At 46.0% G+C, this 20385-nt stretch carries 22 protein-coding genes; 5 read left to right on the plus strand and 17 right to left on the minus strand.

Annotation, left to right across the window (positions count from 1 at the left end; genetic code table 11):
- Positions 1-97: 97 nt before the first annotated feature.
- Positions 98-1120 (plus strand): C40 family peptidase, encoded by a 1023-nt coding sequence (locus tag AR334_RS06225; RefSeq protein ID WP_253701193.1) that lies wholly within the window; start codon positions 98-100, stop codon positions 1118-1120.
- 272 nt (positions 1121-1392) lie between these two features.
- Here the strand turns inward: AR334_RS06225 and AR334_RS06230 are convergent, their stop codons facing one another.
- The 3 genes from AR334_RS06230 to AR334_RS29405 all read right to left on the minus strand — a co-directional run bounded on the left by AR334_RS06230 (position 1393) and on the right by AR334_RS29405 (position 4166).
- Positions 1393-2292 (minus strand): DUF2971 domain-containing protein, encoded by a 900-nt coding sequence (locus tag AR334_RS06230; RefSeq protein WP_066306930.1) that lies wholly within the window; start codon positions 2290-2292, stop codon positions 1393-1395.
- A 144-nt stretch (positions 2293-2436) separates the two neighbouring features.
- A complete protein-coding gene (gene guaD, locus AR334_RS06235; protein ID WP_066306931.1) occupies positions 2437-3801 on the minus strand; it encodes a guanine deaminase in 1365 nt (454 codons plus the stop codon).
- Positions 3802-4007: 206 nt separating this feature from the next.
- The gene (locus AR334_RS29405; RefSeq protein WP_156431189.1) at positions 4008-4166 is read right to left on the minus strand and encodes a hypothetical protein; all 159 of its coding nucleotides are present in this window, start codon (positions 4164-4166) and stop codon (positions 4008-4010) included.
- Between the two features lie 260 nt (positions 4167-4426).
- Here AR334_RS29405 and AR334_RS06240 point away from each other — a divergent pair, with 260 nt between their 5' ends.
- On the plus strand, positions 4427-4936 hold the full coding sequence (locus AR334_RS06240) for a M15 family metallopeptidase (RefSeq protein ID WP_301337154.1): 510 nt from the start codon (positions 4427-4429) through the stop codon (positions 4934-4936).
- 48 nt (positions 4937-4984) lie between these two features.
- On the opposite strand, the gene AR334_RS06245 is transcribed toward AR334_RS06240, so the two are convergent.
- The 13 genes from AR334_RS06245 to fabG all read right to left on the minus strand — a co-directional run bounded on the left by AR334_RS06245 (position 4985) and on the right by fabG (position 17425).
- A complete protein-coding gene (locus AR334_RS06245; protein ID WP_066306936.1) occupies positions 4985-5728 on the minus strand; it encodes a hypothetical protein in 744 nt (247 codons plus the stop codon).
- A gap of 264 nt (positions 5729-5992) precedes the next feature.
- The gene (locus AR334_RS06250; RefSeq protein WP_066306939.1) at positions 5993-7096 is read right to left on the minus strand and encodes a P1 family peptidase; all 1104 of its coding nucleotides are present in this window, start codon (positions 7094-7096) and stop codon (positions 5993-5995) included.
- 83 nt (positions 7097-7179) lie between these two features.
- Positions 7180-8079 carry an acetamidase/formamidase family protein gene (locus tag AR334_RS06255; RefSeq protein WP_066306941.1) on the minus strand — a complete coding sequence of 300 codons (900 nt, stop codon included), beginning with the start codon at positions 8077-8079 and terminating at the stop codon, positions 7180-7182.
- A gap of 69 nt (positions 8080-8148) precedes the next feature.
- Complete coding sequence (locus tag AR334_RS06260) at positions 8149-9081, minus strand: hypothetical protein (RefSeq protein ID WP_066306943.1); 933 nt, start codon at positions 9079-9081, stop codon at positions 8149-8151.
- A gap of 36 nt (positions 9082-9117) precedes the next feature.
- Positions 9118-10719 (minus strand): APC family permease, encoded by a 1602-nt coding sequence (locus tag AR334_RS06265; protein WP_172799165.1) that lies wholly within the window; start codon positions 10717-10719, stop codon positions 9118-9120.
- Positions 10720-10723: 4 nt separating this feature from the next.
- Positions 10724-11071, minus strand: a complete 348-nt coding sequence (locus tag AR334_RS06270; RefSeq protein WP_066306947.1) for a BMC domain-containing protein — start codon at positions 11069-11071, stop codon at positions 10724-10726.
- 123 nt (positions 11072-11194) lie between these two features.
- Entirely contained in the window at positions 11195-11479 is a 285-nt protein-coding gene (locus AR334_RS06275; protein ID WP_066306949.1) for a BMC domain-containing protein, read from the minus strand.
- A gap of 40 nt (positions 11480-11519) precedes the next feature.
- Positions 11520-13043, minus strand: a complete 1524-nt coding sequence (locus AR334_RS06280) for an aldehyde dehydrogenase family protein (RefSeq protein ID WP_066306953.1) — start codon at positions 13041-13043, stop codon at positions 11520-11522.
- Positions 13044-13072: 29 nt separating this feature from the next.
- On the minus strand, positions 13073-13441 hold the full coding sequence (locus AR334_RS06285; protein WP_066306956.1) for a hypothetical protein: 369 nt from the start codon (positions 13439-13441) through the stop codon (positions 13073-13075).
- A 25-nt stretch (positions 13442-13466) separates the two neighbouring features.
- Complete coding sequence (locus AR334_RS06290; RefSeq protein WP_066306961.1) at positions 13467-14480, minus strand: phosphotransferase enzyme family protein; 1014 nt, start codon at positions 14478-14480, stop codon at positions 13467-13469.
- A gap of 19 nt (positions 14481-14499) precedes the next feature.
- Positions 14500-15765: an aspartate aminotransferase family protein gene (locus AR334_RS06295; protein WP_066306965.1), complete on the minus strand. Its 1266-nt coding sequence runs from the start codon at positions 15763-15765 to the stop codon at positions 14500-14502.
- A 61-nt stretch (positions 15766-15826) separates the two neighbouring features.
- Entirely contained in the window at positions 15827-16603 is a 777-nt protein-coding gene (locus AR334_RS06300; RefSeq protein ID WP_066306967.1) for a DeoR/GlpR family DNA-binding transcription regulator, read from the minus strand.
- A 60-nt stretch (positions 16604-16663) separates the two neighbouring features.
- Positions 16664-17425, minus strand: a complete 762-nt coding sequence (fabG, locus tag AR334_RS06305; protein ID WP_066306969.1) for a 3-oxoacyl-ACP reductase FabG — start codon at positions 17423-17425, stop codon at positions 16664-16666.
- 857 nt (positions 17426-18282) lie between these two features.
- Between fabG and AR334_RS06310 the strand changes: the two genes are divergently transcribed.
- Both AR334_RS06310 and AR334_RS06315 read left to right on the plus strand, forming a co-directional pair.
- On the plus strand, positions 18283-18486 hold the full coding sequence (locus AR334_RS06310; RefSeq protein ID WP_066306973.1) for a helix-turn-helix transcriptional regulator: 204 nt from the start codon (positions 18283-18285) through the stop codon (positions 18484-18486).
- Between the two features lie 2 nt (positions 18487-18488).
- On the plus strand, positions 18489-18791 hold the full coding sequence (locus AR334_RS06315; protein WP_066306974.1) for a hypothetical protein: 303 nt from the start codon (positions 18489-18491) through the stop codon (positions 18789-18791).
- Positions 18792-18855: 64 nt separating this feature from the next.
- Here the strand turns inward: AR334_RS06315 and AR334_RS06320 are convergent, their stop codons facing one another.
- A complete protein-coding gene (locus AR334_RS06320) occupies positions 18856-19812 on the minus strand; it encodes a hypothetical protein (RefSeq protein WP_066306975.1) in 957 nt (318 codons plus the stop codon).
- A 354-nt stretch (positions 19813-20166) separates the two neighbouring features.
- Between AR334_RS06320 and AR334_RS06325 the strand changes: the two genes are divergently transcribed.
- The gene (locus AR334_RS06325) at positions 20167-20373 is read left to right on the plus strand and encodes a hypothetical protein (protein ID WP_156431192.1); all 207 of its coding nucleotides are present in this window, start codon (positions 20167-20169) and stop codon (positions 20371-20373) included.
- The last annotated feature ends 12 nt before the right edge of the window (positions 20374-20385 follow it).

Below are 20385 nucleotides of genomic sequence, written 5' to 3' on the forward strand. Positions count from 1 at the left end.
TCCACTTCATAAAATTGGTAAATCTGGCGGATGTTGGTGAAAGCGCTTGCAATTATAGTTGGCTTAAGGACTAATAAAAAAAGAGAGGATGATTGCATTGAAATTAAGATTGGCATTTGTACTACTTCTGGCCAGTGTACTGCTTTTAACATCGGGCTGGACAACAGCAACGGACTCTGCTGTCAACATTTCACAGGACAAAGGGGCTGATACGTACTACATAGACGTTAATGTCGCAACTGTTTGGTCAAAACCCAATATTACTAGAGAAGTAGATGAGCCATCTACCACTAATCCGGCCGATCCGAGAAAGTGGACTTCCACTATGACTTATCAGGATAAGATTGGCCTTGTCGGCAAATTAGAGACACAAGCCCTATATGGATCCCCTGTGACGGTTCTTGAAAGACAGGGAGATTGGGTAAAGGTAGCCGTTCACAATCAATTTACTCCAAAGAATACGGAAGGCTATCCGGGTTGGATGCCGGCTGCCCAATTATCCAAGGAACCAAGTTACGAAAATCAGCTAGACCACCCATTCGCCTTGATAACATCGCCAACAGCCTGGTTATATAACGATAAACATGCGACAGAACCATTCCTTGAAATCAGTTTCAACACCCGCCTTCCAGTGATGCATGAATTTGAAAATGAAGTACTGGTAGCCACTCCAAGTCATGGCAAGAAGTGGTTGAAAAAGTCGGATGTCGCTATCTATAATACGCAAGAAGATATTCCTGAGCCAACTGGAGATGACATTGTCAATACCGGAAAAAAATTCATGAATCTCCCTTACTTATGGGCCGGTACATCCGGATTCGGATTTGACTGTTCCGGGTTTACTTACACGATTCACGCCGCAAATGGCATTTTCATACCGAGAGACTCTTCGGTCCAGGCAAGATATGGAACTCCTGTTACCTGGGATGACCTTCAACCGGGTGACCTGGTCTTCTACGCTTACAATGGGGGCAAAGGCAGCGTCCATCACGTCGGAGTCTATATCGGCGATGGAAAAATGCTGCACTCACCGAACTCATCTACCCACGTTCGCATTGACGACATCGTGGCCTCCGGCTGGATCAAGGAATTTTCCGGTGCCCGCAGATACGTAAAATAATCATAGGGATGGTTCCTGCTGTACATCAGGTGGAACCATCCCTTCTACCTTTTCAACTTCAAGTTTTCGCTCAAAAAATCATTAAGGATTCCAAGTAAATTGACAATTAATTTACAATGATTCCATTAGTGGTTAACAATCTCTTGCTATACTTGGCTTATAAAAGTCAAATCTTAAAGGAGCAGTGGTCATGATGGAATTCCTGATTCGGCTGGTATTTTTAACTACGCTTTGCACGCTTCTTTGAGCCTATTCGCTCTTTTTCAAATTTATTAAAACCTTAACGGCGCCTTTGATGTGCTCAGCTCAATTCCCGCTAACTTTTTGACTGACAGATAAAATTCCAATCCTGATTTAACGATGTCCAATTTGGTACGCGGTCCGATCGTAATTTTTCGAACAAGAAGTTGATCTTCACCTGTTTCCTCGTTCCTCGCATACACAGGCACTTTGATAAACGGTATAAACGCGCCTCTAGAGACGCGAAAATGTATGTGCTCTTCCGCTTTCGGGATGAAAATCGAGCGGAATTCTTCCTCACAGGTAAAAGCAGGATGTTTGATAAAGCAGCCCAATGTCCCAAATGTAAAAAGAATGGCTCTGGAAAAGCTCTCGTCTGATAACCTCGTTTCCTTGGCAAGCTGCAAAAGCTTCTCCATTACTTCTTTGACAATTCGCTTTTGCTGCTCCTCGGCATAAATGACCTTTCCAACAAAGGTAATTTGCGAATTGAAGGTCTGACTAAAAAATTTCTGCGCATCAATGCCAATATTGCAGCCTTCATCTGCACCATATGCGTTCCACAATGGCAGCAAGTCCGGATTCTCAGTCAAAGAAAAAGCAAAAATGTTTAAAGCTTTGTAATAGCTCTCAGTCGTATCAAATTCGCGGAACAGAGAAAGGAACGTATCCTTCTCACGACTGTATTTCAGGTCATCAATGACTTTCCGGACGATGTCGTTCACATAAGAAATCTCTTTATAATCATTCATGAAATCGACACGCGTAATCCAGAAGCAGCGCTCCCGGTCCAAAATATTATTGAGTGTCTCCATGGACGTATAATGGTATAGCATGCTTCCATTCATGGTCTTAGATAAATTCCCAAAAACCCGTTGTTTAAAAAACTCCGCCATCTCCAGAATGAATGGATCAAAAGTTAGCTGTCCCACACAGATTCCCTCCCGTCGCTTATTTTATTAGCATTCCATATTTTGGAGAGATTCTTGCATAAAAAAAGCCTTGCCACTCTTAAATTGACAAGGCTTTTTTAACCTAAGCTTGTTCATTTGTTTTATGCAAACACGCTTGCTCTCCTAGCGTGCATGCACCTTTTCACCTTGGACCCAAACTTCACGAATATTTTCAGGACGAACCAAATACATCATTTTTTGAAATACATCAAGAAGGTCCTCATGATCATCATAAAGAGGTAATTTGGCCGTGCTTAGGGCGGTATCGATAATCTGGACATCCCATGCATGATTTTTTTCAAGACGACCGATTGGCAGGCTTAAACTGTCTCCGCCTCCGGCTGTTGCCAGATAGAAGGCTTCATTCACCGTAATTCGGGAATTTGGGACACCGCGGTCTTCAGCTGGAAGATCCGGGTTCACGCCATCCTCCAACATTCTCGAAGACATGACTGCCTGGCGGACATTATCGAACAAGCTCGGCGAGAATCCGCCAGAAATATCGCTGCCCAAGCCTATCTCGACTCTTTTTTCAAGAAAGCGGGCAATCGGAATGACACTATTAGCAAAGTAGGCATTGGAGATTGGGCAATGGGCAATGGCCGTTCCTGTCTCCGCAAATAACGCAGCATCTTGTTCATTTAAAAAATTGCAATGTGCCATAACAGACTTGTCACGCAATAACCCAAAATCATGGAGAGCAAAGGCATCATTTTTGCCGAAACGTTCCTGGACATACTCATGGGCCCAGTCACTTTCGCTGCAATGCGATTGAATGTATGTATCATGTTTGGCAGCTAATTCGCCCAGCCCTTTCAACGTCTCATCTGTACAACTTGGTATAAACCGTGGGGTGACAACCGGGTAGACTCCATGTTTTGTGGTTTTCGACAGTTCTTTTACGGCTAAAATAAATTCCTCTGTATCCGCCAAAGCCGTTGGCGTATCAGCATCACGATAATAGTCAGGAGTTTGCTCAGGGTTGTCCATCACCACTTTTCCGACTAAACCTCTCTGCCCGCTTTCTGCACAGATTTGAGCAAGCAGGTAACTTGCCTGTTTATGGACAGTGGCAAAATAGAGGGCCGTCGTGGTCCCGTTTGCCAGCAAGGTACTGACAACATCCTGATACACCTTTTGGGCAAAATCCAAGTCCGAAAATTTGGACTCAATCGGAAAGGTATAGGTGTTTAACCAATCGTAGAGCGGAATATCCAATGCGGTTCCGGACTGAGCCCATTGCGGGGCATGCACATGCAAATCCACAAAACCGGGCAATATATATTGCCCCTCTGCAAGGCGGTGAAAGTTTCCCCCGCCTTGGTAAGCCTCCACTAACGGCTGGTAATCGGCCTCTTCCGGTCCAACCACCCTTTCTATTATTCCGTTTTCGTTTATACAAAAAAGATGGTCTTTTAAAACCGCTACCTCTTTGGGAGACTTGCTAGTAAAAGCAGTCCCTTGAAAAATCCGCGCATATTTCATCATAGAGTTCACCTTCATTTACTAATTCTATTTCCTTTTTCATATTAACCTACTGCTTCTTAAAAACAAAAGGCGAATACACAATGCCCCTTATTGACGACACTTTTACTGGTTCCTCCTGCAATTCTGTCGCCAATGCCCCTTATTGACGACACTTTTACTGGTTCCTCCTGCGATTTTGTCGCCAATGACCCTTATTGGCGACACTTTTAACTGGTTACTCCTGCGGTTCTGTCGCCAATGACCCTTATTGGCAACACTTTTAACTGGTTTCTCCTGCGGTTCTGTCGCCAATGACCCTTATTAGAGTCAACACTTTTGCTGGTTCTTCCTGCGGTTTTGTCGCCAATGCCCCTTATTGGCGACACTTTTGCTGGTCCCTCCTGCAGTTTTGTCGCCAATGACCCTTATTGGCAACACTTTTGCTGGTTCTTCCTGCGGTTTTGTCGCCAATACTCTTAAAAATCAACAGCCAGGTCCGCTTGCCTGGCTGTGATAATATTTACTATATGAAACTATGGACAAACGTTTTTCGTCTTAATGTATGAAATTATTTATGAGAGGAATATGTGGTGTGAAGCGTAAACAATCTAGACGTACAGTGTTTGTATTAGTGGTGATCGCCACGATAGTATTCTTTTTTTATAAATTCTCCCACTCTTCAACACCGAATGGTAATCCATTGCCGTCTGAACTTCATCCTGTTGTGAAGGAAAATATAAAACAAGTAATCAAGCAAGCTGCGGATAAGGGGATCGTGGTTGTGATTACCGATGGCTTTCGCAGCGCCGCAGACCAGGATCGACTATATGAAAAAGGGCGAACGGCTGGCGGTACGATTGTCACGCATGCAAAAGGCGGACAGTCGTTTCACAATTATGGGCTTGCGGTTGATTTTGCACTGAAGAATGCTTCCGGCGATGTTATTTGGGATATGCACTATGATGGCAATAAAAATGGCAAAGCTGACTGGGATGAGGTCGTAGAAATCGCAAAACCGCTGGGCTTTGCATGGGGCGGGGATTGGCCGGAGTTTAAAGATTATCCTCACCTGCAAATGGATTTTGGCCTGACGATTGCCGATTTGCAGAATGGGGCAAGACCAACACTGACAGCAGGGCCCAACCCGGGCGAATAATCAACTGGCCATGAATCGCCTATGCTCCCCAATTGATCAAAGAAGACGTTATGTTGAAGTTGGTTTTTCCTTTTTCTCGTTAAACACCATGCTTTCAATTTGCAGCATGACTGACAGGACGTGGATGAAGGCTACGTGCATGTTGGAATCTTGTAAATTCTTGTTGTAATGATGATGGAAGCAGCTTCCCATCGCCTCTCTTGCCTGATAATCAAAATGATAGAAATCGACAATTGGAAAAAATAAGCCGCCGCCCAATGGCATTAGGATTCCCATGGCGACTTCTCCTTGTTTTGGCGGAATGGCAGCTGGATCATAGACGATCACATCCAGCGGCTTTTCTTCAAGGATATCAATGGCCAAAAATATCCGGTCATTTAATTTTGGGCCAATATAATAGAATTTCGGTACCGCTTTGGCGCATTCCCGGAGCCAGGAGATCATGAATGGCTTTCTATGCAGCTCATGATAGTTTTCCTCGATGTACGCTTCGATACTATTATCATGTGGGTCTATGCTGGCATCATACAGCATCCGAAACCAAAATAAATTATAGAGTAAGCTCGAGCGCTTTTTTCTTTGCGGTTGATGCTCATCGACATACTCATTCACCATTGGAAGACAAGCCTCATAATACCGGTCCAAGGCAAACATCATATAATCCCGAAAAACCTCGCTCACCATTTCTCTCTTTAATTCTTCTGATACATCATAATCCGGCCGGAACTTTTTTGCTTTCGCATGAGCTTGGACTAACTCTACTACCTTGTCGAGCGTTGATTGGTTACTCATGTCATGCATCAACCTTTCTGGTTATTAACTTTTCATTGCGATAGGGATTCCAGATAGAGTAAATTAAGAGTTCACGTTACGAAGACATTATGGAGTAAAAAATGAAGTTGCTAAAATTATAGCATTAAAAGTCGAATTTTGACGCTGAATAAAAGGGGAAATTATCCATTTTCACAAAATTGTTAAATATGCCGCAAATGGCAACTCCCCCCTCCTTCTTAAGCCATTAGGGCAGCCAACAGTGTTGAGTGGCTGCCCCAGCATTTATCCTATCCGATTATACTGCCTCATGACCCGCAGTAGCTCTTCATGGTCGATGGCATGGACTTTTTGGCCAAATGGTTTGACTGTTGTCATCGTTTCGGCTGCGAGCATGGCGTTTACCACTGATTCATCAACAGCTTGGCAAACAGCTTCGTAGATAGGATCAAATACTTCATCATTGACGAATTCCAGTTTCAGGCTACCCGGTAATTTTTGAGGAATGTCCATCTCATTTGCCGTGGAAAAAGCCAGAAAGATATCACCCGAGCTGTTTCCTCCAGGAGTTCCGCTTCTGCCAATTCCGATGGCCACGCGTTTGGCAACCCTCCGCAGCTGATGCGGGAGCATCGGAATATCGGTTCCAATAATGACGATAATCGACCCTTGCTCCTTCTCCAAGACCTTCTCCTTCGGCATTTGCTTTCCGACAGGGACCCCCAAAATGGTCAGCCATTCTCGCAAGCCGAAATTTGCTTGGACGAGCACACCGACATGATGCTGCTTTCCATTGATAGAAACAATACGCGAGGATGTCCCAGTTCCGCCTTTAAATTCGTAGCAGATCATGCCGGTTCCCCCACCAACATTGCCTTCAGCGACAGGGCCAGATTTTGCACTTTCTAGGGCTGAAAGGACATGTTCTTCCGAAACATGCTGCCCGTTAATGTCATTCAGGACACCGTCATAGGTTTCGGCAATCACGGGCATCGCCCATAAATGCTCTTGACTGAATTGTTCGCCGTACTGTTGGATCATCCATTTTGTCGTCGCGTGATGGGCAATTCCAACTGAATGGGTATTGGTGATGCAAATCGGACTCAGAAAATAACCGGCATCATTGACCCAATGCACTCCGGTCATCTCGCCGTTGCCGTTTAAGCTATAAAAACCGCCCCAAATCGGCTGCATCCCATCCTTTTTTCCCCGAGGCAATATCGCTGTAACCCCTGTACGGACTGGACCTTTCCCGATTACAACCGGCCCTTCCCCTTCAATAATGGTCGTAAATCCAATTTCCACACCCGGAACATCCGTTAAGGCATTAAACTCTCCGGTTATCCCAGGGAACGGCAAACCAAGGTCTCGCGCACGTTTTTTTACCAAAGTCATTACCCTCCTTCTAAACAATCAGGGGCCTGACTCCCACTGCTTTCACACAGTATAGGACTGGGCCCCTAACCATACCTCTATTTCATTTTATAGCTGTATTGATCCAATATCCACTGAGGGAACTCCATCCGTGCTGTCATGAGCGGGTCGACAATTTGGCAAATCCTTAGGTCACCTACAAGGGATAAGAGCATACCCGCCTCATCCGTCTCGATTCCTAGCTCCTGAACGATAAATTGATGCATGTTAATCGTTGCCTGTTTGGCGGCGTCGTCCAACGTTTCCGCCGAGGCAATCGTGATGAGTTTCCCTTCACTGACAAGCATCGGCAGCGGGAGCGCCTCCCCTTTTAAAACATCCACTTTGACCGTTACTTCTCCTGGAATTTCCAAACCGCAGATGACAATTTCCCCGTCAGCCATCACCGCATGCAAATCCCCCATGGAGAGAAGAGCACCTGGGACATTAACCGGCAAATATAGCGATGAACCTTTAATGATTTGCTTGCAATCCATATTACCGCCATGCTCACCCGGTGTTCCGGTCGGAATTTCTTCTCCGCCGGGAGCGGTGCCGATCACACCGATCATCGGTTTAATCGGAATCTGGATTTTATCATTAAAAATGGCTTTCCCGTCCTTGATGGGAATAATTTTTGTAGTTTCCCCTGTGACATAATCGCGGAGCACTCCCATTTTCGGGGTGGTGGTCATGACCCCTTTTTGGTCAATTTTAATATCCAGGATTTCTACCTTTAAGACATCTCCAGGCTCTGCCCCCTCGACAAACAGAGGCCCTGTTGCCGGGTTAATCTGATCCCAGCCCACTGAACTGAACGGCTGGTCTTCCCGTTGAATTTGGTTGCTAAAACAGTCGTACGTTTCAAACATGACCGTACTTCCTGATGCCACTTTTTTCACCGGCTTATGGTTTGGCGACATCGTTAGTACAGCCTGCTCCTTCTGAATTCTCTCCATTCCTGCAACTCCCCTCTCTACGGGTAGGCCGACTTCCGGTGGATCCTCTTAAGGAACCGGCCCTCTGGCTCAACCCGCTGTTAGCGTATAAGATACCTTTCCCTCATCACTGATGTCCACTAATGCGCCTCGCAGCAAGCCTTGGTCATAGTCGGTTCCGGCATTGATGCAGACGGTCCTGCCTAATGTTGTCACGCCACGGCTTTCATGAACATTCCCATGCAGCGACAGCAACGGCTGGTATTTTTCAATCGCCTCACGCACCGCTTTACTCCCTACGGGCCCGGTGGCCAGGGAATCACCATCGAGAATCGGCTTTAACTCATCATCGTACATGGTTCCTTGATCCAAGTCCGTATCATGGGGAGGAATATGAATATTAAAAATGCAACGATTCATATCCTTCACCTGTGAGGCCAATTGATGTATTTTCTCCGCTAGTTCTTCCTCGCCCAATTCGCGCGGGTACTTAAACACACTTTGTTTCCCCCCGCCTACCGATAGAATTTCGAACCCGCCCGCCTCAATAATTTTGCCATCGCCATTTTGGACGAAGCTTCCGCCGCTGATAATTTCATCAAGGTAGTAATCATCTACGCTCCCCGGAATCAAAATGCACGGAATTCCAGCTGCATGGAACCGTTCATCCGCCATGGCAATCCACTGCTGGAGAACCTCAACCTGCTTCTCCTTAATAATCCGCTCGGCATCACTTTCGGTTAATGAGTTCAACTCATCTTCCGTAACCAGATAAGGATAAAAGCCGGCATCCCGCAAATTCCTCTCCAGGTCCGGAAGCTCCTTCGGGTTCTTCACTTTGACAGTCGAACCATAGTAGCGGCAAGTATAAACGCCGGATTTTTGCACAATGGGTACGACCATTTTACCGGTGAAATCCCCTCCGAAAAGAACCAAATCCGCCTTATAGAATTTGCCGGCATTGGTAAACTTCCGAAAGGTGGTTTCCGCTGCATGCAGGTCGGCCGCAAAAAAAAGTTTCACATTCCTCACCCCTGTATCAATTTTTAAAAGAGTCCATTAATCAGAAGGTATCTCCTGGAATTGAATATCAAGATCGATTCCCTTCTTTGCATGGTGCCGTTTCATCACAAAGTAGACAATGATAGGAATAAACATTAAACATAGCGACACGACAATCATCGTGAATGGCAAATCACCCCGGAAAAACGGAATCAGGAGATAGTAACAAATCGAGATACTGATGGCGAGCGTCAACCAGCCAAGAATGGTGATGAGATGAACGCCTAAAAACTTTGTTTTAACAACCGGAGGTGAGGAGTTAAATAAGATTTTCTTGCGGGTGGAGAACACGATGCCGGCAATCCCCAAGAAAATCCAGGCTAGGAACCAAGTGAAGATTGTGTAAGCGATATTGGCCGTCCAGGAAGGCATGAAAATATCAAGCATTAGGAAGAACCAGGCGCCAATGATGACCGTTCTTAATGCATAAGTTGGTGAATTGGTTTTCTTATTGAGTTCCATAAATTTGCTCGGAATCAGCCGGTCAAACGACCAGGCAACAATATTTCGCGAAGGCCCGAAGCCCAAACCTGCCGCCGATCCAAACGTGGCAATCGCAAAACAGATGGCAATTAAGAACACAAAAATTGGACTCTTTGTCATGATGCCAATCATGATGGTGATAAATGGATCATATCCCTTGAATGGGTAGGCTTCATGCCCGGCATTGTAAAGATAATACAAACTATTGGACCAGATATCGCCGAAGTTGATATAGGACATGGCATAAAAAACTGTCCAGACAATCATCAAAATCGCCAGTGACCCAAACAAGGCCAACAGCTGGGATTTCTGGACATTCCGAACCTCACCGGCAAGGTTCGCCCCAAATGTCGAGCCAAGCGTATTAAGAATAATATAGGTTGAACCCGCCATCACGGTTGCGCCGAAGAGGAATTTCGTCGTATAGCCGTCCGCAGCAGCGAGGTTAATCACATCCCCATAGTTCAATCCGGTCAGTTCTGTGAAATTGGCGGCGAACGTTCCCTGCCCGGTAATCAGATTGGCGACAATAAAGACAACAGCGCCTACCAAAGTGGCTGTCAGCGTTAAATAAGCCAATCTTACCATCCACTTTGTTCCCTTATAATAGATAAAATAGATGAACGCAAGGAAAGCCGTACCAATAATCGCATGCATGGTATTGCTATTGAAAAACTCAGCCAGCCCAAGCCACGATGGGTCATTTCCATTAATCAGAGCGATAGAATAAAAGAACTCGACGATGGACCATTTAATGATCCAGTTTAATAGAATCCCCGTCCACGAGATGGAAGTAAATGTAATCATGAAACTTGCCATCAGCCCCAACGACGGATGCAGGATCCGGCTTATATAGATATACTCACCGCCCGAGCGAGGCATCGAGACCGATAATAACCAATAAAGTCCGGCAATAATAAACATCTGTGCCACAGTCAAAATCGCCCAAACCATATGGGCTCCCGGATACAGAAACGGTGCCCACATAATATAAACGAGGGCAAACATCAACCCCGGGTTGGCTGCCGAGTAAATCATCGTATCAAGCGGACTAATCTGCCGGGCAATTCCACCGGTTGATTTCTGTTCAAACAATGCGAGACCAGCTTTTGACATTTTTTCACCCTTCCCCTTTATCATTTTCTTGATCTTCCACCTTTGATTCATCAATCGTCTTTTCCTGTTTTCCCTTACCCGGATCATATTGGAATAAGCAGGCAAGCTCGCCATCGGGATGCGGGATGACATTGAAGGCAATCAGGGCCCCTTTGTTTCGGGCTGCCTCTGCACCTGCTTCCACTGCAGCCTTTACCGCACTGACATCCCCCTCCACCAAAACCGTCACAAGGGCGGGATCCACCATCGACTGCTTGACCAGGTGAACATGGGCGGTTTTGACCATGACATCCAATGCTTCGATGGAGGTCGCGAGCCCCCTTGTTTCAATCATTCCTAACGCTTGGGCCACCCATCTCACCTACCCGTTTCTTCATCGTCCTTCGCTTCCAACCGCTTCAGCACTTCCTCGACAATGCGCTCGATATTTTGTTCCATCCTTGTATGACCCTCGCTTTTTCACCCCCGAAGGTTATTATCCTTCCAATTTCGGCAAAACCAATTGCAGTTCATTATGCGGTCTAGGAATCACATGGACAGAAAGCAGCTCCCCAACCCGCTGGGCCGCATCACTGCCCGCTTCTGTCGCGGCTTTCACCGCCCCCACATCACCTGTCACCAATACTGTCACGATTCCGCCGCCGACATGAACCTTCCCGACTAGATTGACGTTTGCCGCTTTTACCATTGCATCGGCAGCCTCCAAGGAAGCTACCAAACCTCTCGTTTCAATCATGCCTAGTGCTCCATTTACCGCCATAAATCATTCCTCCTAAATTTTTTAAAAAAATTGGCCCAGTTTACGTAGTTTGGTATTTTTCGATGACACTTTTGACCAATGCGGTAATCATTTCGGGATCGACATTCATTTCGCTTCCTTCCACTTTCTGTAACACCTGTTCCACGATTTGGTCCATACTTTCGTCAGACTCTTGATGGGATGGTGCAGCATAAGCTGGTTTTGGGATGGCAACGTCCTTGATTCCATACGCAATCCGCTTAATATTAAGCAAATGCCTGGCGGTAATGTTGTCGGCAGTAATGTTCCCGCCGTATGAGCCGCAGCCTAATGTCAGCGAGGGTGTCAAACCGGTGGTCGCACCCGCTGCCCCAATTGATGCCAGCGTATTCACCAGAATACGCGAAACGGGCATTTCCAATCCGAAGGCCTGGGCGACTTCCTCGTCATTGGTATGGAGCGAAAGGGAATGTCCCCTGCCGCCAATGTTTAACAGTTCCTGGCAGAGCCGCCTTGCCTCGTCAAGGTCCCTTGCCGTATACAAAGCAAAAATCGGGGAAAGTTTTTCAATCGAGAACGGAATGTCCTTGCCAATCAAGCTTTCTTCAGCAATCAATAATCTCGTTCCCGCAGGAACCGCAATCCCCGCCATTCCTGCAATTTCCTCAGCCGATTTTCCGACAATCGCCGGATTCAATTTACCCCTGATCGGGGATATGACATTTTCAAGCAATCCCTTTTCGGTTTCATTTAAAAAGTAACTGCCGGTGTTTTTCAATTCCCGAATCGCCATTTCCTTTACGTTTTTATGGACGACGATGGCCTGCTCGGTCGCGCAAATCGTCCCATTATCAAACGTCTTGCTGTCCACAATCATTTTGACCGCTTTTCTTACATCAGCAGATCGGTCGATATAGACAGGGACATTGCCCGGTCCAACTCCGTAGGCAGGTTTCCCGGAACTGTACGCCGCGCGAACAAGCCCGCCGCCGCCAGTGGCCAGGATTAATTGAATGTCCTGATGGTGCATCAGTTCTGTGGTTGCCGCCATCGTCGGCTTGCTGATCCAGCCAATCAACCCTTCCGGCGCGCCTGCTTCAACAGCCGCATCACGGCAAACCCTCAGTGCCTCGATTGTGCATTTCACCGCCGAAGGATGGGGGCTTACCACAATGGCATTTTGAGATTTTAACGATATAAGCGCTTTAAAAAATGCAGTGGAAGTGGGGTTTGTCGTTGGGATAATCCCGGCAATGACCCCAAACGGATAGGCAATTTCAGTGATTTTATTTTTTGGGTCCGCCCTAATAATGCCGACAGTTTTTTCATCCTTGATTGATTCATAGACGCCCATGGAGCCAAGGTCGTTTTTGATCTTTTTATGTTCGACGACACCCATGCCCGTTTCTTCCACTGCCATTCTCGCCAATCTTTCCGAAGCCTGATTGGCGGCCTCCGCCATTTGTTTGACAATGGTGTCGACCTGTTCCTGGCTATACGTCTGAAATACTGCTTGAGCTTCCTTAGCCAGCCGTACGGCCTCCCGCATATCCTGTATTGATTTCAAATCGTCATCCAATTGCAAAATAGGGACCCTCCTTTCTGATTTTTGAATTACCTTTTCGCTGCTGTCTTTCCCGCCAAACTCCCCCAGGTTCGAAGTTCCTCTTCCGTAAGCGGAGGATAGGCCGAGGGCTCCTCATCATCAGGGTGCTCGAGCCTGCCAAATCGAAAGGAAGCGGAAAGTTCCTTCCAAATTTTGATTTCCACCTCTGAGAGCGGTTTCAAATGAGAGGCTGTTTGCTGATTACTTGAGCCTCCGATTGCAAACGATATTTCCCGCCATTTTTTAAAATCTGTTTCCGTAAGCGGAGGGTACTCCGGCCCTTCATGGTCAATAGGCGCGCTGACGACCGGGTCCGAATATTCTTTAAGCTTTAAAATAACTAATCTGGTAATCTCCTCTACCAAATTGGCATCCATACTTTCACCACCTGTAGAAAGCGCTTTAAATTTTTCCGTCCCGCAAGTATTTTTCCACCAATGCATCAGTGTCTTCGGTAAATCCGCCCCCTAGCTCGCGTGTTGTTTCGTTGTCACGGCTGCCAACCCAGGCAACCAGCTGAAGCCGCCGCATCAGAATAAAGGTTGGGATATCCTGTTCCTCTTCCTCGGAGAGCGGGCGGACGCTTCGATACCCTTTTAACCAAGATTCAACAAGCTTTGGGACATAGGGCTTGTGTTCAATAAAGCTTAGCGACGTCGCCAAATCATATAAATACCAGCCAAAACCGCAATCATCAAAATCGATCACCTTGATTTGGCCCTGGTCCACTAAAAGGTTGGCGAGCCGTAAATCCGAGTGAATCAGCCCGTAGCGGTCCGGTGCTTTTCCGAACCGCTCCAGCCGTTGCCTAATTTTCTCCGAAGCTTTCGTAAATAAGGCCTTCCGCTCAGGAGTAATCGCCAGTCCATCCTCCCATCGGCCCCACTTCGGCGATTGCCCCAGAATCGTATCATAATCCCATGTCAGCCGTTTAAATTTCCTTAACTCTTCCCAATTTAAGATACTATGGTTATGCAATTGGGCGGTGATGGCGCCCAGCATTTCAAATTGGCTGATGAGTTCATGTTCGTGATCCTCGTTTGGCGCCTCCCCCTCCAAAAAGCTGAACAGCGTGCAATGATAGGCCATATTTTCATGGTTGACGACTTGAATATAGTCTCCATTTCCGCCCGTGATTGGCAAGGAGACGTGAATGGATGAATGCCGGTTAATCGATTTGATCCATTCCAGTTCGCTTTCCACCGCTGTTTTCGTATGGTATCCTGGGCGGCCTACCCGGAGGATATATTTTTCGCCGGTTTCTGTATTCGTTACAAGATAGGTAGCATTTTCGGAGTAGTTTAATAGTTTGATGGTTGACTGCGATAAAAAAGGATAGGAAGGAATGGCGGCAGATGCAATAGCGTTAAACTTTTCCAATGATTCCTGTAAAGGGTCAATAGAGGAGCTGCTCATTTTCAAAACTCCTTTCGAATCATGAACTATAGCTATAAACCATTTTCGCTGCCTGTTTTATACTAAGCTCGCATTTTTCCAGTAATTCATCACAATAGTCTTTATCACAGAGCAAGCCGGGCTTGAATTGCAGGACGCGATTGTCCAGCATGGAATAGATCGCCCAAACCCCATTTTTATAAAGCTCCTGCATCACATAAATCGCACCTTTTGGGTGATTGAATTCGAGCCCCATGACCACTCCCAACTGACGGATGCCGACGAAAAAGTCAGGATGCTGCTTCCTAATGGTTTCGAGCCCAGTCCTTAGATAGCGGGCGACAAAATCGACGTTTTGCTGCACCTCCTTACGCTGTGAGATTTCGAGCACCTTCATGGCCACAATACAGCCCAATTCCGAACCCCCGAAGGTAGAAATATGGGCAAAACCGTCCTCATTCATCCAATTGCCTGCCTGTTTACTGACAACGGTTGCCGCAATCGGATAAATGCCGCCGCTAAAGCCTTTGGAGGTCACAAGAATATCGGGCTCAACCCCGTAGTGTTCAATGCCCCAAAGCTTGCCGGTCCGCATTAATCCTGTCTGCACCTCATCGGCGATATACAGTGTTCCATATGTCTCACAAAGCCGCTTAACACTCGTAAGGTAGCCCTTTTCAGGAAGCGGGAATCCATAGGTGGCAGGGATTGTTTCAATAATGACGCAGGCAACATCCTCATTTCTTAATGCCCGTTCCATCGCATCCAAATCATTGAACGGCACATGAATAAACTCCGACGGGGCACCTTCACTTAAAAACGGGCGTGAATAACGTTCATTTCCTAATGAAACCGCTAGTCCCGTGTGGCCATGATACCCATTGATAATTGAGACGATTTTTTTCCGTTTCGTGGCATAGCGGGCACATTTCAAGGCAACATCAATGGCTTCACTGCCGCCGGCAGATAAAATGGAATAATGCAGGCTGTCCGGCGAACAGCCAGCAAGTTTTTCCGCTAGTCGGGCCCGGGTCATCGCCGGAAAGTGATGGTTGCCAATATCGAACTCATCGAGGGACTCTTTTAACGTGGCAATAATTTCGGGATTCCGGTGGCCGAGATTGTAGGTCCCCCCATTTAAATGGACATCCATAAGCTTTTTGCCTTCCATATCATAAAAGTAATAACCCTCGCGTTTTCCCATGACCAAATCGATGCCGTCTTTCTGCCATTGACTCGTTTTCCCGGGATTCCACCATTGCATGGAACGGTCAAGGACTTGCTTCTTATTGCCAAATTCGATCATATGATTTCTCCTCATTTCTCTAAAACATATTGACATGAGCGCTTCTTGGTTAGGATCCGCCCTAAATTTCATCGGCGACAATCAGTTTGATTCCCCGTTCGGACAAGGTTGTTTTCCATTCCTCAGGACAGAGATGGTCGGTGATAATTTTCGAAGCCTCGGTAAGCGCGCACATATGGGCAAAGGTCGCCTTGCCGAATTTGGAATGGTCGGCAAGCACAATGACCTCCTCCGCCCTGTCCATCATTTTGCGCGAAATGCTGGAGCCACTGATATCATAATCGGTAATTCCATTCTCAACGGAAATTCCACCGGCGCAAATAAAGACTTTGTCAGCCCGCAGCATTTCCAGCATCCGTTCGGAAAGCGGTCCGCTAGTATACTTTTGATTCCTTTCAATTTCACCGCCGATAAAAATAACTCGGCCCTTAAAAACATCCATCGCCCCCAGCATGACCGGAACAGAATGAGTAATCAGCGTAATATCATATTTATCTGCCAAATAAGGGACCATGTCCAACGGAGTGGTCCCGTTACCAATCATAATAATGTCCCCATCTTTGACAAGTGCGGTAGCCGCTTTGCAAATCGCCTGTTTTTCTTTTTGATTGATCATGGTTTTTTCATCAAAGGGAAGTTCCCAGCTATGAATCTTTGTTTTGACAGCCCCGCCATATACCTTTTTGACGTATCCTTCCTTTTCAAGCCGGTCCAAGTCACGGCGAATCGTTTCATCGGACACTTGCAGCAGGCTGGCCATCATCCGAACCTGGACCTTCTCTTCCTTTTCCAAAGATTCCATAATGACTGCTTTGCGTTCTTCATAGGATAAAGACATATATGGTACCACCTACTAAACTTAAAATCGGAACCCTTTTTGCTGGTTTATTTCAAGGGTTTAGTTTTCAGGCAGGATTTGCCCTCCATCGACGATGATCGTTTGGCCGGTAATAAAGCCTGCTTCCTTTGAAGCCAAAAAGAGGGCAGCATAGCCGATGTCTTCGACTCTGCCAAGCTTTTTCATTGGAATCGCCGAGGCCATTTCCTCAAGATAATCCTCGCCCAAGCCCTCAAGACCTTCTGTCAGGACATTTCCTGGCAACACCGCATTCACGGTAATGCCGTCTCCCGCTAATTCCAATGACGCTGTCCGCATGAACCCTAATTGAGCGGCTTTGCTGGCAGCGTAATGGGACCAGCCCGGATAGCCGGTAACAGGGCCGGTAATCGATGAGGTGATCACAATCCTGCCGTATTCCGCTTGCTTGAGGTATGGTATACATGCTTGCACAGAGTGGAATGTCCCTTTCGCGTTCGTGTTCATGACCGTATCCCAATCCTCATTGGTCATCGTTTCAAGGTTGGCGGATGGAAAAATGCCGGCATTGGCGCAAAGAACATCGATACTTCCGAATTTCTCATGCACTTCCCTTGCCACATCCTTCATCGAATCGCGGTCCTGAACGTCCCCTTTAATCGCAATCACTGTACCGCCGCCATTGCCATTGAGCTCGGCCGCACAAGCTTCGGCAGCTTCCAAATTCCTCGCCACTACCGCAACATTTGCACCATGCTTGGCAAAAACCCGGGCAATTCCTTTTCCAATTCCCATGCTGCCCCCCGTAACGATTGCCGTCTTCCCTTGCAACGAACCAAACATTCAATCCTCTCCCCCTCAGATTATTGGGCTTTTCCAAAAAGCAACAAACCACCAATCTCGATGTTGAACGAAGTTGTGGAATGTACTGTGAGATGTTGTGGATTTCAAAAGATAGTAAAAATGTATGTTGTCTTGGGACAGAATATTCTGTTATTTTTGCCAAAAACCTGGCTTCAGGGGATGGGGGTAGTTCATTGGGATGGGAAACGATTGGCGACTCTGTTCTCCTTGCCCTAGTAGCTCTCAGTAGCCAATAGCTTTTATTGGCAACCTAGTTCACTTCCGGACTACCGGTTCGGTAGCCAATAGCTTTGATTGGCTACCCGGTTCTCTGCGCGACTACTGGTTCGGTGGCCAATAGCCTTGATTGGCTACCCAGTTCTCTTCACGACTACCTGTTCGGTAGCCAATAGCCTTGATTGGCTACCTAGTTCTCTTCGCGACTACTGGTTCGGTAGCCAATAGCCTTGATTGGCTACCCAGTTTCTCTTCACGACTACCTGTTCGGTAGCCAATAGCTTTGATTGGCTACCCAGTTCTCTTCGCGACTACTGGTTCAGTAGCCAATAGCCTTGATTGGCTACCCAGTTCTCTTCGCGACTACTAGTTCGGTAACCAATAGCCCTGATTGGCTACCCAGTTCTCTTCACGACGAAGGGTTCGGTAGCCAATAGCCTTGATTGGCTACTCAGTTCTCTTGGAAACTATGTTTTCGGTAATCAATAGGACTGATAATGTACTATTATTTTGCAAATTGTCCTTACTAGCCATTTTTTGTAAAGTTACCTTGACATTTCCATTAGATGTAAAGTAAACTTTACGTAAAGCTAACTTTACATGCAAGAGGGGGGCGTGAGATGAAACATCGAATAAAAGAGTTAAGAGCATCGTTTGGTTTAACACAAGAGCAGTTGTCCGAACAAATTGGCGTTTCGAGACAAACCATCATTTCTATTGAAAATGGCCGGTATAATCCGTCTTTGGAACTTGCGTTTAAAATTGCAATGGTATTTCGCTGTAAGATTGAAGACGTATTTATTTTTGAAAAAGGAAGTGAATAAATATGGGTTTAGATCAGATGTTTGGCTTGCTTGGTTTATTACTTGGAGGTTTAGGCGGGGCATTCGGATGGTGGTGGGGGCGCAGACAGGCTGCCCGTAAGCGAGGGCTCGACGAACGATATAACATCATCTCAACAAAATCACTTGCAGCCTCCTGGAAAATAACATTAGTGGCTATTTACATTCTATTTATTTTATTAAATTTCGGTATGAAACTGACTGCAGCTCCCGTATTAGGGATTCTATTATTGATTCATATGGCGGGCTGGACATTTTCGATCATCTATTATAATTTAAAAATATAATAAAACAGGGCAGCCAAACATCCCAATTGGCTACCCGTTTTCCAATATAATTGATTGCTTATGTCTATGACGAGCACCCGTTGCCGCAGCTTGAGCATGAAGAGCAGCTGCTGCCGCCATGATCGCCTCCGCCTCCGCCCGAATTCGAATCATCCGATGAGGCAGAACCGCAAAAAACAGCGCTCGAACAGCCGCTTGTATATTTCGCTGCTTCAGCAAAAGCATAAACTTTTGCGTATTGCCAATATTCATCAAAATAATAATACGAGAAGAACACCATCATAAACGACAGGGCCGTCATATCGCCATATCTCCGTTGTTTCAAAAAGGAACCTCTCGGATTGGCCCGGTACATTTTTTCTGAAACGCCTAACTGCTCCTTCATCCGGCAAATCAAGTACTCCAACAATTCCCGATTACCATCAGTCTGCCGGAAATAGGTTTTAATCAATTCTTCATCAGACTTTTCCTTAAAATCTTTTAATACTTCACTCGCAAGCGGATATTTGAAAAAGTCCCCCCAGGTGTTCCAGCTAAACTGGGTCACTTCAAACAGCTGCGAAAACACCCAGTCAAAAAAGGCACGTTCCTGTGGCGCCGGCTCGGGGGTTGTGTTCGGGGTATGATGCAGCATTTTCCCTAAAAATTTTTCAGAAAAGCGCTCATAATTCCTCGTAAACAGAATCATCTCATGCCAAATTTCATCAACTGAATCACTGAACATCGGTGCTTTCTTTAACAGGTTGGCCATGATGAAATATCGCTTTAATTCAAACAAAAGCCATTCAAATTCGTCCTCGCTCCGTTTCGGGTAATCCTCAAGGTAGCGCATTTTAACCATCCGGATATAGTCATCGCTTAACGCTGAGTTTAACTGATCGATTAGAGGCTTTAGCGGGACGTTACTTAGGACACCTAGGTTTGCCGGGATGTTCTCTTTTTTTAGTTTTGGACGATTTTTTGCGATTAAAATAACACCAATGATAATTCCTGCTACGATCAAAATAATAGCCGCTGTCATGTAAAAATCCCCCCTCAAGATGCACCTTTTTGAAAACTTTTCCTTTTTTAAAAAAATTATAATACAACAAAATAATAATTTTAGTACTTTTACGGAAAATTGACCCAAACTTTACAAAATAGGCGGTTATGAAAATAACGACTTCAAAAAATGTTTCCAGTTGTCATAAACATTTAACCGACGATTCACACTTACTTCATTAATCGGTAACAATTAACGGGTATAGTATTAAGCAGAGGGGATAGCATGTGTGGCTATCATGGTACATGGCGAAGGTGGAGCCAGTACTGCAACACCGGAACCACAGAAGAAGTATACTTAAAACCTTTGAGTCCACTTGAATTGGACACTTTGATGGAACTGGGAAAGGCCGCTGAAAAAGTTCAGCGGCCTTTTGAAATTCCTTTTCAAAAAGTCCCTAAACAAAATGAATTTCCTCTTTCTTTAACGCTTCTTGAACCATTTGCAATTCTAATTGCACTTTTTCCACTTCCACAACTATCTGGGACGATTCTTTTTCCTAGGCAATTTCCCCGAATCATTGATATCGGCTCTTTTTAGTTCCAAAATATT

Source organism: Bacillus sp. FJAT-29814 (assembly GCF_001510715.1).
Classification (GTDB): domain Bacteria; phylum Bacillota; class Bacilli; order Bacillales; family Cytobacillaceae; genus Neobacillus.